Origin of the sequence: Flectobacillus major DSM 103 (assembly GCF_000427405.1) — a bacterium.
Classification (GTDB): Bacteria; Bacteroidota; Bacteroidia; order Cytophagales; family Spirosomataceae; genus Flectobacillus; species Flectobacillus major.
The window spans coordinates 4,438,997-4,451,218 of the sequence record NZ_KE386491.1; the positions used below are offsets into that span (position 1 = coordinate 4,438,997).

The window sequence follows — 12,222 nt, forward strand, 5'->3', positions numbered from 1 at the left end:
ATATCGAAATTTTTGAGTAACTACGTGTTCGTATACTTTATACACTATGGTATTATTTGGCTGTACTTTTTATTAATATTTGAAAAAGACGGTGGACAACCAACTGCTAATCATACGCTTCAGAGTATATGACATAAAAAACTAGTTATGATGTTTCTATTTTAGTGGTATTCAAGTGCTTCCTAATTTGTTAAGAAAGGTAATATAAAAGGTTGTGCCTAATTTCTCGGTACTTTTAAAGGCAATTTCTCCACCATTCAGGTAAATAAAGTTTTTTACAATGGTAAGTCCCAAGCCCGAGCCTTTGATATTGCCAACATTTTTGGCTCTAAAAAAAGGGGTAAAAATTTTATGTTGTTCAGCCTCCGATATGCCTATCCCAAAATCTTGTACACTAATTTTTACCATATCAGGAGTAAAATGTACATGAATGATGGGGGCTTTTTGCCCAACAGAGTATTTAAAAGAGTTGGCTATGAGGTTGTCGATGGCCAGTTCTATTTGGTCGGGGTCAAGTACGATTGGATAGGGCCTTCCTTCCACAATCAGTTCTGCTCGGCGATTGTCTTTCTGTAACAGGTTTTGTCGTTCGGTTATGTGTTGAATAATTACAAGAAGGTCGGTTTTTTCTTTTTGAGCTACCGACTTTTCTGAATCAATTTTGCCTATCAATAAAATCTCATCAATTAGGCGGGTCATTCTTGATATTTCGGAATGTATTAGCTGTGTATGGTTATAAATTTTGGCATTTTCAGGTACTTTTTGGGTATAAGCCTCGATAATTTCGGTACTAGTACGAATCGTAGCAAGGGGTGTTCTAAACTCATGTGAAGTAAAGTTAACAAATTTTGCCATAAGCTCGTTGAGTTCTTTTTCTTGCTTTAGAGCTTTCATGATACTTTCTTCCGACTTTTTGCGGGCCTCAATCTCACGCGAGGAGGTAATAACCCTATAAGCAATACTATATTCATCAAAAAAAACCTTGAAACTTACCTCTAACCATACATAACTACCATCTTTTTTTCGGAAACGATATTCTATATAATCGCTGCTACCTATGGTATTTTTCAGTTCTTGGTTTTTCCTAGCAACGTGTTCTATATCTTCTGGGTGAATAAATGAATAAGCCGATTGATTGATCAGCTCATGAGTGTCGTAGCCAGCCAAAGCTTTGATATATGGCGATACATAAAGAAATGTACCGTCGAGGTCATGAATACATACCAAATCTCGTACATTGTTCGATAGTAGTTCATAGAGATGAACATTGGCTATATCATTGGTCGTGTCTTTGAGTGTACCTGAAATACCAATAATTTGGTTATGCTCATCAAACAATAGCGTAGCAAAAACCTCCAACCATTTTACCTGCTTTTCTTTGGTAAGGTAGCGAATGGCATGTTTGTATTCATTTTTTTGATGACTAATAAACGACTGAAATAACGCCCTCGCTTTTTCTAGGTCGTCAGGATGTAAAAAGTTGAAAAAAGACTGCCCTAGAGACTCTTCTACCGAAAAGTGCATAATACTGTTCCAAGTTTTATTCAAGAAAACCCAATTTCCTTGAATATCTGTCTGAAAAACAATATCATGTATGCTATCCATAATGTATTGATATTGTTGCTGTTGGATGGCAATTTTTTCGGAAAAGTATGTAGTTGCTACTCTAGGTTTTATATGTACCACAAGGGCCTCTACCTCTTGATTGTTGTCGGTAAAGATAGGGGTAATATATACTTCGCTAGGTTTATCATCATAAATGATCGTTTCTATCAATTTCTCTCCACTAAATCCTTTAAGGTACGATTGCTGTAGTATTTGTTCTACACTAGGAAAGGCTAAGTAAATAGGACGATACACTTCGTATAATGGAGGCGGGATTCCATATTGAGCTTGATAAATATCGGCAAACAACTTATTAAACATTAATAATTGCATTTGTGGATTAATAACAAAAATGCAGCCTTCTAAAGTATCAAAGAGCTGGAGGTATATTTTCTTCGATATAGGAAGTTGTAAATATGACATTTATCTAATGATTAATTTTCAAAGCACAATATTGGGTTCTGATATAGTGTTTTGTTATAAGAACGATGTGCTCAAAAGAGCATAAAGTGAACTCGTATCAAAAAACACGCCTAAATAGTTATTATTAAAATGAACGTGCTAAAAAAGTAGAATATTAACCCCAAGATGTATTTTTGTATGTTCTAACAGGCTAACTTTGTATCATTGAAAATTATTCATTTCTAAATAATAGCTCCAAATTTTTAGGTCTATTTTCTATCCTTAAAATACTTTATATACTCACTTGCATAAGTTATGAATCTATTCACAAAGCAACAACTCTATCTGCTTAAACACGAGATTATATCCCAGATTAACCTTTCTATTACAGAAAAACCAACCTACAATAGTATCGTTGAGAATGAAAATACACCTGAAGCATTTGATGTGTTAGAGCAGGATAGCACCTTGGCACATCAAGATTTTTATTAGCTAAGTAGGTTAAATTTTGAAAAAGCCTAGAAACAGAATTTCTAAGCTTTTTATCCTTACTTGCTATCCTTAGCCTATTATAGTTTTTGTTATTGAACTCATGGGTAATTTGAGCGATAGCGTTCAGCTAATAGCGTAATGCTTACTTAAATAAGTATGCTAAATAATTGGTGGTTTAGTAATTGATAGTACGTTGTTTAGTTTCAGAATCCTGTACTTCCAATTTCTCAATCTTACTTAAGATTCTCATTGTTTACTTTAGATGTATTTTTCAATGAGTTGAGCTTAGCTTCATAAATATGAATGAGGTTGTTGACAGTTTCAATTCTTAATCTGCGCTCAAAACGCACTTTTCTGCCCAATGTTTTTATGGTATTTTCACTAAGTTTTAGTTTTCCTTCATAGTGATTGGTAATATCTACAGAACCTTTTCTACAAGCTGCCAGCTCTTTTTCTTTTTCAAGAACATCGTTCTTATAAGCTGCCACTTTGAGAGAATCTTGAGCAAATGATTTCTTTAATTGATTGATTTGCTGATTTACTTTTACAAAATTTTGTGATTGGATGTCTAGCTTATCCGACAACAATATAGACCTTTCTCGTAGGGTATGAATTTCATCCTGAGCTTGTTCAAAACGAGATGATAGGCGATTCTTGCTACTAACCAAACTATCATATTTTTTAGTACTTATACATGAATACAATAGATTGCCAGCAAGGAGGGGAAGTATCCAATATTGTATTTTCTTATACATTTTGCAGAGGATTAAAAGACTTAATACTTTATTTTTTTACAAAGCAAGAGCTTTTGTTATAATAAAAAAATAACAATTTGGATAATAGATAGTCGTATCGGCTGTTTTTTTTACGATAATGTTTTATATAAATAACTCTTCTCAACTTGTAGAATTACTGGCTCAATACTCCACGGTAACTCATAAGTGTATGAACGTTGAGGTAGTAGATTGAGGTGTAATAGACATGATTTTATGCTTTCAGGCAAGGCTAATGAATTATTCTACTATCCGAATTTTAAACGTTTATAATGCTTGTGGCCGAATGTCTCGATAGTCAATAGCGGTATTGAAAAATCAATACCAATTGGCTTGATATTGCTACCAATTTGCCAAAAATAAACGAGAAGAATCATGGGGAGGTTTTCAGAACTTTCTTCATTGTGTTATGATTATGAAGAAAGTCCTGGTTTTAAAAGTCGTATCCAATCGAAATACCTGTAATATTGGCTTTGGTCGAAGGCTGAGATATACCTCTTAGCGAGTCGGCAGACCCAATATTGAGGCGTTCGTACCGAATTTTGATAGTCATTTTTTTGATTTTGGCACCTGCCTCAATCGAAGGCGAAAGATGTTTGCTCAGGTTCAGCTCGGTATTGGGAGCTGAGAGGTTTTTTTCGTCAGTTTTTAGCTTAGAAATAGCTGGGTAGCTAACTCCAACACGAAGTGTTAATTTGATTTTCGACTTGGTGTTATAGTTTAACTTTGCCCCCAAAGCAGGCGACAAAAATTTGTATTTTTCGTCGAACGTAGTGCTGCTCCCTTCTTGGCCAAATACCAACGAGCGATTCCACATTTTCCCTTCCAAGCCAATAAAAGGCTCGACCGACACATCGGTGCTATCGCTCAATTTGAACGGAATCCCTACATCGAGGTTTACAAAACCACCTTGTAAAATAGCTTTTGGGCGGCTATCGTTTGGGTTGACACTAGAGGTATAAGGAGGGGTTGTTTTAAAATCACTAAAATTAACACTAAAAGAAGCTCCATTTTCTTGAGCCCCATAGGTACTACCAAGGCTTTTGTAAGCTCCTAAATCTAAATTAATATTGAGTTTGGCCGAGGGTTTTAGTTCAAAGTTAACTCCAGCCTTTCCAACAGTACTTTTTTCAATCCAATTAAAATTCTCAACTGAAATGTGTGGTGTTATTGTCAAGGGCTTATCATTCCCAGTTTGGGCGTGGATAACAGGCAAGCTGCCACCAATAAGAATACTAATGAGTAAAGCCTTTTTCATATTGTAATGCTATTTTGTATAATCTAATGCTTGTCTGGATATTTTGAAGGTTATATCAACCTCAAAATCATAATATAACCTAACAATGACCCTAATATTTAACACAAAGTTGGAAAAAATATTTTATATATTTTGTTAAAAATTATTAACTCTTTTTTGAAAATTATGAAGGTAAAGCTTAGCTATAAAATTGCGTGGTAATTCTTCCAGAAATCAAAAAAATGGACTTGTTGCTTTGTGGAAAAGTCAGGTATTAATTTGGATTCCCAGTTCATATTAATTAGTTTTACTATACTTTAAACGCACTAATCTTATTATTTATAATAGCTTTTTTTGCTAAAAGCTACATAAGTTTTGTATCTAAGCCAGTGTATGGTAAAATAAATAAACCAAATGAGTATATTGGAGCCGTCAGAAAACAAACTATCCAACAATAAGCCTATTTTATATTCTGACCAACTGTCGTTGTACGATGAATATGGTGCATTGGCTTATGGGATTATCTTGCAGATAATTCCGCAGGAACAACTTGCTCAGGAAGTACTTGTTGATTTATTTAGTTCATCTTCGTTACAGCAGTGCAACGAAAATGTGGTTAGTAAAACAATTTGTATTATTAGAAATGCAAGAGCAAAAGCAATAGCATGGAAATCAAAATTAGCTGCTGTATCGGCTGCTAATGACTATACCACTTCAGGTAAAACTTTGCCTGAAATAGTATTTGATTTGTCATTCAAGCAGGGTATTTCTACAGAGGTAATTGCCGAAAAACTCAATGTTTCAAAAGAACGAGTACTGAAAGCAATTAATGAATATTTTAAAATATATCGCCAATCTTAACTTTGTATCAAGTTGAATACTCAAGAATATATAGAAAGTGGTATTTTGGAAGCCTATCTTTTGGGTTTGGTATCTGATGCTGAACAAAAAGAGGTGGATAAAAACCTTCGTGATTTTCCAGAGATTTATGTTGCTGTAAAGGAATTGGAAAATACAATTAATGATCACTTCTCCACTCATGCTGTACCTCCACCTCCAGCGGTTCGCTCGCGGGTTCAATTTAAAGAAGAGAAGCAAGAAGTGAAAAAATGGCATTTTACCGATCAAGGTGAAACGACCCAAAAACCTAAAGAAGAGCAGAGCTATCTTGAAATAGAAGTAAACAATACACATATTAATGTGCATAAGTACTGGCGACCTGCATTTATCGCTGTATTTATATTATCGAAAATATTTTTGATACTAGCAGTGTATTTTTACTTCAAAGCCGACACACTAGATAAAGAAAATGCACGCTTGACTAAAGAAATTGAAGCGAAATACAAAAATAAGTGATAAAAAAAACTTCTGCCGATAAGCTATTGGCAGAAGTTGGTATCACTAACCATTTTAATTTAGAGGCTAAACCACTCATAGCGATTATGAGTGGTTTAGTTTTTATGAGTTATTTTACGCCATCAGCTTTACCTCGCAATACAGCTCTTTCGCCCACCAATTGACCGTATTTTAGGCCATATTCACAGTCCATACGGTAGTGAATACCACCCATGAGCCTCGACATAGAGGCTTCTTTGGCCATGGCATCAAACTTTGAAGCATCTGATGGAAACAAGTAACTTAGTACTGTAGATGCTGCTGCCGAAAACGTTGAGTGCCCCGACGAATACGCAGGAAAATTAGGTACGCCCGTCAAGGTCTTGATACTTGGATCGGCCTGACTAGGTCTAGGAAAATAGTAATACGACTTGGTGTACCAGCAACTTATGGCTGCATCCATCATAGCAGAATTTAGTAAAGCAAAGCTTCGGGCAGCCCTAAACTCCGATTGTTTTTCCTGAGCCACATAGTTGGCTGCAATGGCATTCCAGTGGCCTGGAGGAGTGTATGTACCTGCACCATCAGCCCAAAAATGCACAATAGCAATATTTTCTCTAGTAGCTTTGGTAGTTACATATTCTTTTACTTCAGCTACCTGTTTTTTAAACTCTTCCGATTTGTAGGCCAAAGGAGGGTATTTGGTACTAATATCTTTTAAAGTAGCAAAATCCATATTCCATGTTTTTACATTACCAAAGAATGGTAACATAGGAGGGCGAGGAGCATTCTCTAATGAAACCCAAGCTACTTCACCTTTTTCCTCTACTCTTTTGGCCAAGCTATCCCATTGAGCTTTTACCCCAATGGCATTTCTCATACCATCGCTAGTAAAGCGAGCCAATACTTTTGTAGCAATAGCTTTGCCCAATTTTTCTCCAGCTTCAATATCTGATTTTGTCGAAGCTCCAGCCCACAATTTATACCATTTTTGTTCTTCTTTTTTCTTGTACAAAAACAAAGTGTCTTCTGTAGCAGGGAATAACCTTTTCATCATTTCATACGTTACAGCTGCCATTACTGCATCTTCAGAAGGGAAAGAAGGCAATGTTGATTTTGTAACAATAACAGGGGCAATAGTAGCATCTACCTGATATGGAGCTTTACGCTTGTACAATTGTTTGTAGGCCATTGCCGCTACCAAAGCATCATATTGTGCTACCGACACATAAGCATACGAGCGTGATGCGTAAGGCGGGTTGGCAAAAGGAAACATTGGGTCAGCATTGGGATTGGCTGCATTTGGAATGGGGTATTCTCCGCTGTTGTTTTCGGCAGGAGGGAGGTTGCGTTTGGCTACCAAACTACGCATAATCTGATTCCAACGAAGAATACCTCCGCCAGCCCAATAGCGGATAGCTACACGCTGGTCGTCGGTAATATTAGCTACAGCTGTTTTTACAGCTGCCAATTCGCTTTGATAACTGCTAGAAGTTACGGCCTCTGGGGCTGTCAAGGGAACTTCTGTAGCAGACTGAAGAATAAATGGCTTCCATGTGCCAGCATCATCGTCAACTTTGGCAGGAACAAGCGGGTCTAGTTCTGTACCGTCACGGTCTAAGCTTTTTTCACAAGCCCACAAGATAGTGATAACAGCCGCAACAGAAAAAATAGTCTTTATATTAAAATGTAATAATTTTTTCATTTTGTTAGTTAATTTTTTAATAGATTAATACTATTAGGAAATCTATTTTAATTATGTTTTTCTTCGCTTGTAGCACCAACGTGGTTGGCATCGCCAGGGCGACAGATTGGACCTGAAGGAATACCTGAAACTTTGTTTTTGCGGAGGTCGATATATTGTAAAATGCCAATTGAGAAGGTTGTTGATTTTCCAACATTGCGTCCTGCTACGATATGGCCAACAGTTGCCTGAATTTGTAGGTCTTTCAATTGCGGAATACGGTAAGCCGCTACTACGCCAACACGAGTAAAGTCCATTTTAGCACAAAGGCCTGGCATATCGTTGCGTCTGATGTCTATGTCGCCCTGAACGATATTCTGTTCGTAAGTAGCCTCCAATTGCCAACGATAAGAGTAATGACCAAATTTAGCTCCAAAGTTTACTACATCTGGCATCATCATTTCGTTAGTAAAATATGCTTGGTCAGAAAAATACATTTCTCTATCCACCTTTACGTTGGTACGGTGTGTATATGACCCCTGTGCCGTAATAGCAAGCTCATGAGGTAGTGTATAGTAAAGAATCCCTCTTGAGAAAAATGTTTTGCTTTGCATACCTATCGCCAAAGGCAAGAAGTCGGCAACATAATTATTGGTAGGAATAGACCCACCAACCGAACCAATGATAGATAAATTTTTGATTTGGGCAATACGGTACTTCAGTGCCAAACTTAAATCCTGAAAACCATTCATCCCTTTCAATGTGCCTTTCGATGCCTCTGTTTTAACGTATGGCAACATAAATAGCACATTGAATCGGTCTGAAATACCATAATTACCTACAGCCGCAATCGACTGTGTAGTTACAGTACCAAGGTTTTTATTTTCACGGAAAAGTGTACCTTCCCAGTATTTGTTCCAAGAATCGTGTGTATAGGTAATACCTCCACAAAAATTATTTTTGGCCATAAAAATCCCATCCGTCATATTTTGGGCAGATAGTATTGGCATTGACAAAATCAGCAATAAGCCTGATATGAAAAGGTTTCTAAATTTAAACATCTCGTCTTTAATAAGGGGCTAAATGAATTGGAGAATAAATCTATATAGCTAGCCGAAAGTAAATACAATTCGGCTGTGCTGATATTAAAATCTATGAGAAAGCGTTGCCGAGATAAAGTAGTCAGCAAATGCTGCATCGCCATGTTTGCCATATTTCAAATCAGCAACACTTTTGATACGGTTACGAGTAGTGGCTACAGGTACTGTTACAGCAATAGAGCTTTTGCCTTTCGAGTACGAAAGTCCTGGTTCTACCGAAATAATATAGCCTGGTCGTCTGAAGCCTTCACTCTTGCCAAAAACATCATGAGCAGGTACACCTTCTATTCTACCGCCAAAACTTACAGCTAGTCCAGCTTTAGCAAGAAGAGCATACGAAGCCCCGATACGTCCAGCAAATTGGTCTGCTACAGAATGATACACAACGATTTCATTAGCTGCTGCTTCTTTTGTTACTGAATTGAGGGTGTTATTAGTGTTTCGAGGATTAAACAGATAAAAGCCATTAAAATATAATACAGTTTTATTAAATAGTTTTTGGAAACCCTGAATCTCAAGGTTTGCACCCCAGCCACCATCGCCTAATTGAATCGATTGGTCAACTGATTTGGTCAAGAGGTACTCTTTACCTTCTTTGTCTAGTTTATGAAATTGTCCTTGAACATTTGAATTACCTGTTGGGGCTTTTACTCCAACTCCCAAGGCAATATTACCATTCATATTTTTGATAGGGTCAAGTAACCAATAGGTAGCAGACAAACGAATATCGCCTAAGCCCGACGACTTTGTGTCGAAATATTGAGCATTGGCAGCAGTGTTGCCATAGTGTTCGTATTTTGAAGCACGAACATTGATAGCGATAGGAATATTCAATGCCACGCTAAGGCGGTCAGTTAAGCTATAAGCAATACCCAAGTCAAAACCTTGTGAGTCGTTGATTACCTCAGTGTTGTTGGCCGCACGTTGTTTTTGTTCTTCTGTGCCTACAAAATGGCGGTGTGAATGAAGGCTACGAAAGCCTAATGTAGCTTGCCATTGTCCAGGATGTAGCATCGATGTAGCGTTTGTGCCTGTACCTGTGGCACAGCTCATGTGACGAACCGCTACACACCCTTGAGATAAAATTTTAAAATTTATTGAAAAAATACAAAAAAAGGTAATCGCAAATTTGGAGAAATTTTTCATAGATAGCTGAAATTTAATGACTTGTATGTATACAGAGATTCTGTTGGATAAAATTTATCCAAAGTGATCTAGCACAATCGAATAGGTTGTGTTAAGAAGTCAATAAAAATTAGCTATGCCGGGGTGGTGGCGAGTGGGTATCTAACGAGCGGCTCCAGGTCGTAAATACATGGATAGTTTTTGGGCGAGGATACACCCAGTCCAATACAAAGAATATATGTCTCTTCTCTGAAGACATGTATTCTTTCACAAAGTTTTTGAGTAATTGCGAAGATGACTTTTTCGACAAGTCATTGTCATGATCACTTACATGTTCGTTGATATGCGAAGCAAGGTTGAAAAAGCGGTCACGGGCTGTTTGGTCTATTTTACAAACGGTATAGAGCGTATCATTGACCAATTTTTGCGAAATCATCTGGTAATGTTTATCGCCCTGACGCAAAGTTCCTTTTACTTGTGTTGGGGTACTCCAGTCAGTTTGATAAGGCAATGAAAGGGGCATTTTGATCAATACATAATCTTGCTTTCCTTCTATTGGCTCGGCAATTTGTGTAAAATCATTTTTCGCTAAATTATCTTCTATCCAGTATACAACCGAGAACCCCATCATGTTGTACAACAGGAGTCCGAAGAATAATATGGAAAGAATTCGTTTCAAGGGATAATAATTTTACTTTTTCTCTAAACAAATTTACACAATAAATTATAAAACTTTTAGCCTCAAAAGTACATTCTTGATAATGTACAAGTTTCATGAGAACAAACAGAGAGGTTATGAGGCATTAACCTCTCGATATTCTATAGCGAAAAGATAAGATTATTGACATTTCGCCCTATTTTTTTACCTTCTCGCAGACCAACTTCATTGTCTTGTCGTGTATGAATACCACCCAAAAAGCGAGACATTGCCGATTCATCAGCAAACTCATAGAAGTTATTAAAAGAGCGTTGTTTGAAGGGGGTATTCGTAGCGGGGTCGTTGGCTCGGCCATTATGCGAGTTGTCGATAAACTTAAAGTTATTGCCATACACAAATGTAAGAACTTCGGCAGCCGCTCCAGATTGTGTAGCATGACCCGACGAATACCCTGGAAATGGAGGTGCTGGCCAAAATGGTTTCCAATCGGGGTCTATTGAACGCCTCACCATGGTATAAGGGCGTTCGTTCATGTAGGTAAACTTCCCTTTCCAGCAACCAATAAAGGCATCGGCTACAGCAATGCCTGTTCGGGCAAAACCCTCTACAGCTTTACCAAGGGTAGTTTTGCTTGATTTGGCAGCAATGTTAGCAATATTGTACGAATGCCCAGGAGGTGTAAACGTTTCGGAAGGATTGTCGGCCCACCATACTGCTATTTCTTTTTCTTCTGTACTAAGGGTTTTGTTTTTGGTGTATACTTCTAAATACTGGGCGAAGTATTGCGAAGTAATACTACTCGAAAACGGGATAGGTGCTGGCATTGCCAACGTGGTATTGGAGGGTACAAAGGTACGGTTATTTCCCCAAGTAGGTTGCATCGGAATCTTCTGGCCATTTTCGGTAGCCTGCCATGCACCAGGAAATACGGGTGTTTTATACGTTACGGGAAAGTTGCGTTTATAACCCTCATGACCACCATCGGTTTTTGACCATTCAAAAATGGCATTAGCAATAGCCTTGCCCAATTGAATAGACCTTGTTTGGGTATCGGTATTTGTTTGTTTGCTAAATGTTTCTAGCAAGGCTGTTTCTAAGGAATCTATTACTTTTAGATTGTTGGTAGCTTGTGGCAGTGATGCCTCGGCATATAAAGCTCTGAGGATAGTGGCCTGGCCAGCATTCAGGCTAATTGCCCAATGATATGCTTTGCCTGCTTCGGGCTGAGGTAATTTGCTGAGACCACTGAGCTGCCCTGCCAAACTTTGGTGGTCGAGCATACCATGTACAATCGACTCGTACATAGTAAGCCCCCCCAAACCGTATGCCCTAGAGGCTACAGGGGGTGTATATCCTGAGGTTTTTTGGGTTAAAATAAGCTGTAAGTCTGCCCATTTAGAAGCAATTTCATAACTAAATTCATCTGCGGGATTGGGCGTACTGTTTGGTGCTGGCTCGTTATTCGATTTACAAGATGCTAATAACAATATGCCCAGAACAAAATATACAAAATGGACGGACAATACCTTGAATGGCAAAGTAGACCTACTTTGCGAGGTGCCTGATGACTTCATTGTAAGATATGTTTAAGTTCAAAATTGGGAAGCGTGGAGGGGGCGAACCTCGTCCCAATTCCTTGACGGACGTTGATTTACAGCAAAAATTATGCCGTATAGCCTTCTTACAACAATGATTGGCAGCAAAAAAACGCCCTTTCGGTTAGGAAAGAGCGTTGGAAAACTTATAAAGTAATGATGTAATTAGCAAAGAAAAATCGTTATAGGGTTAGATGAACAATATTAAGACCCCTA

The 12,222-nt window shown here is 37.7% G+C and carries 11 protein-coding genes; 3 read left to right on the top strand and 8 right to left on the bottom strand.

Translation table 11 applies throughout. From position 1 onward, the window contains the following. Nucleotides 1-171: 171 nt before the first annotated feature. Complete coding sequence (locus FLEMA_RS0149250) at nucleotides 172-1,938, bottom strand: sensor histidine kinase (protein ID WP_026997069.1); 1,767 nt, start codon at nucleotides 1,936-1,938, stop codon at nucleotides 172-174. Nucleotides 1,939-2,322: 384 nt separating this feature from the next. On the opposite strand from FLEMA_RS0149250, the gene FLEMA_RS76985 reads away from it, so the two are divergent. Next, entirely contained in the window at nucleotides 2,323-2,499 is a 177-nt protein-coding gene (locus FLEMA_RS76985; RefSeq protein WP_159102722.1) for a hypothetical protein, read from the top strand. Nucleotides 2,500-2,732: 233 nt separating this feature from the next. On the opposite strand, the gene FLEMA_RS0149265 is transcribed toward FLEMA_RS76985, so the two are convergent. Both FLEMA_RS0149265 and FLEMA_RS73330 read right to left on the bottom strand, forming a co-directional pair. Continuing rightward, on the bottom strand, nucleotides 2,733-3,254 hold the full coding sequence (locus tag FLEMA_RS0149265; RefSeq protein ID WP_044173290.1) for a hypothetical protein: 522 nt from the start codon (nucleotides 3,252-3,254) through the stop codon (nucleotides 2,733-2,735). A 451-nt stretch (nucleotides 3,255-3,705) separates the two neighbouring features. Beyond that, the gene (locus FLEMA_RS73330; protein WP_044173292.1) at nucleotides 3,706-4,530 is read right to left on the bottom strand and encodes a hypothetical protein; all 825 of its coding nucleotides are present in this window, start codon (nucleotides 4,528-4,530) and stop codon (nucleotides 3,706-3,708) included. Between the two features lie 393 nt (nucleotides 4,531-4,923). On the opposite strand from FLEMA_RS73330, the gene FLEMA_RS73335 reads away from it, so the two are divergent. After that, a complete protein-coding gene (locus FLEMA_RS73335; RefSeq protein WP_044173294.1) occupies nucleotides 4,924-5,370 on the top strand; it encodes a hypothetical protein in 447 nt (148 codons plus the stop codon). Between the two features lie 12 nt (nucleotides 5,371-5,382). Then, entirely contained in the window at nucleotides 5,383-5,865 is a 483-nt protein-coding gene (locus FLEMA_RS73340) for a hypothetical protein (protein WP_044173296.1), read from the top strand. A gap of 109 nt (nucleotides 5,866-5,974) precedes the next feature. Here the strand turns inward: FLEMA_RS73340 and FLEMA_RS0149340 are convergent, their stop codons facing one another. The 5 genes from FLEMA_RS0149340 to FLEMA_RS0149380 all read right to left on the bottom strand — a co-directional run bounded on the left by FLEMA_RS0149340 (nucleotide 5,975) and on the right by FLEMA_RS0149380 (nucleotide 11,985). Then, nucleotides 5,975-7,549, bottom strand: a complete 1,575-nt coding sequence (locus FLEMA_RS0149340; RefSeq protein ID WP_026997073.1) for a vanadium-dependent haloperoxidase — start codon at nucleotides 7,547-7,549, stop codon at nucleotides 5,975-5,977. Between the two features lie 47 nt (nucleotides 7,550-7,596). Next, nucleotides 7,597-8,538 (bottom strand): transporter, encoded by a 942-nt coding sequence (locus FLEMA_RS73345; protein WP_052354229.1) that lies wholly within the window; start codon nucleotides 8,536-8,538, stop codon nucleotides 7,597-7,599. Nucleotides 8,539-8,673: 135 nt separating this feature from the next. Then, on the bottom strand, nucleotides 8,674-9,681 hold the full coding sequence (locus FLEMA_RS0149360) for a hypothetical protein (RefSeq protein WP_169719930.1): 1,008 nt from the start codon (nucleotides 9,679-9,681) through the stop codon (nucleotides 8,674-8,676). 202 nt (nucleotides 9,682-9,883) lie between these two features. Continuing rightward, a complete protein-coding gene (locus FLEMA_RS73350; RefSeq protein WP_052354231.1) occupies nucleotides 9,884-10,384 on the bottom strand; it encodes a hypothetical protein in 501 nt (166 codons plus the stop codon). Between the two features lie 188 nt (nucleotides 10,385-10,572). Further along, complete coding sequence (locus tag FLEMA_RS0149380; protein WP_144080146.1) at nucleotides 10,573-11,985, bottom strand: vanadium-dependent haloperoxidase; 1,413 nt, start codon at nucleotides 11,983-11,985, stop codon at nucleotides 10,573-10,575. Nucleotides 11,986-12,222: the final 237 nt, after the last annotated feature.

Excerpts from the sequence above, each read along its gene's own strand:
- FLEMA_RS0149250 (WP_026997069.1), bottom strand. The coding sequence starts at position 1,938 with ATGCAATTATTAATGTTTAATAAGTTGTTTGCCGATATTTATCAAGCT.
- FLEMA_RS76985 (WP_159102722.1), top strand. The coding sequence starts at position 2,323 with ATGAATCTATTCACAAAGCAACAACTCTATCTGCTTAAACACGAGATT.
- FLEMA_RS0149265 (WP_044173290.1), bottom strand. The coding sequence starts at position 3,254 with ATGTATAAGAAAATACAATATTGGATACTTCCCCTCCTTGCTGGCAAT.
- FLEMA_RS73330 (WP_044173292.1), bottom strand. The coding sequence starts at position 4,530 with ATGAAAAAGGCTTTACTCATTAGTATTCTTATTGGTGGCAGCTTGCCT.
- FLEMA_RS73335 (WP_044173294.1), top strand. The coding sequence starts at position 4,924 with ATGAGTATATTGGAGCCGTCAGAAAACAAACTATCCAACAATAAGCCT.
- FLEMA_RS0149340 (WP_026997073.1), bottom strand. The coding sequence starts at position 7,549 with ATGAAAAAATTATTACATTTTAATATAAAGACTATTTTTTCTGTTGCG.
- FLEMA_RS73345 (WP_052354229.1), bottom strand. The coding sequence starts at position 8,538 with ATGCCAATACTATCTGCCCAAAATATGACGGATGGGATTTTTATGGCC.
- FLEMA_RS0149360 (WP_169719930.1), bottom strand. The coding sequence starts at position 9,681 with ATGAGCTGTGCCACAGGTACAGGCACAAACGCTACATCGATGCTACAT.
- FLEMA_RS73350 (WP_052354231.1), bottom strand. The coding sequence starts at position 10,384 with ATGATGGGGTTCTCGGTTGTATACTGGATAGAAGATAATTTAGCGAAA.
- FLEMA_RS0149380 (WP_144080146.1), bottom strand. The coding sequence starts at position 11,985 with ATGAAGTCATCAGGCACCTCGCAAAGTAGGTCTACTTTGCCATTCAAG.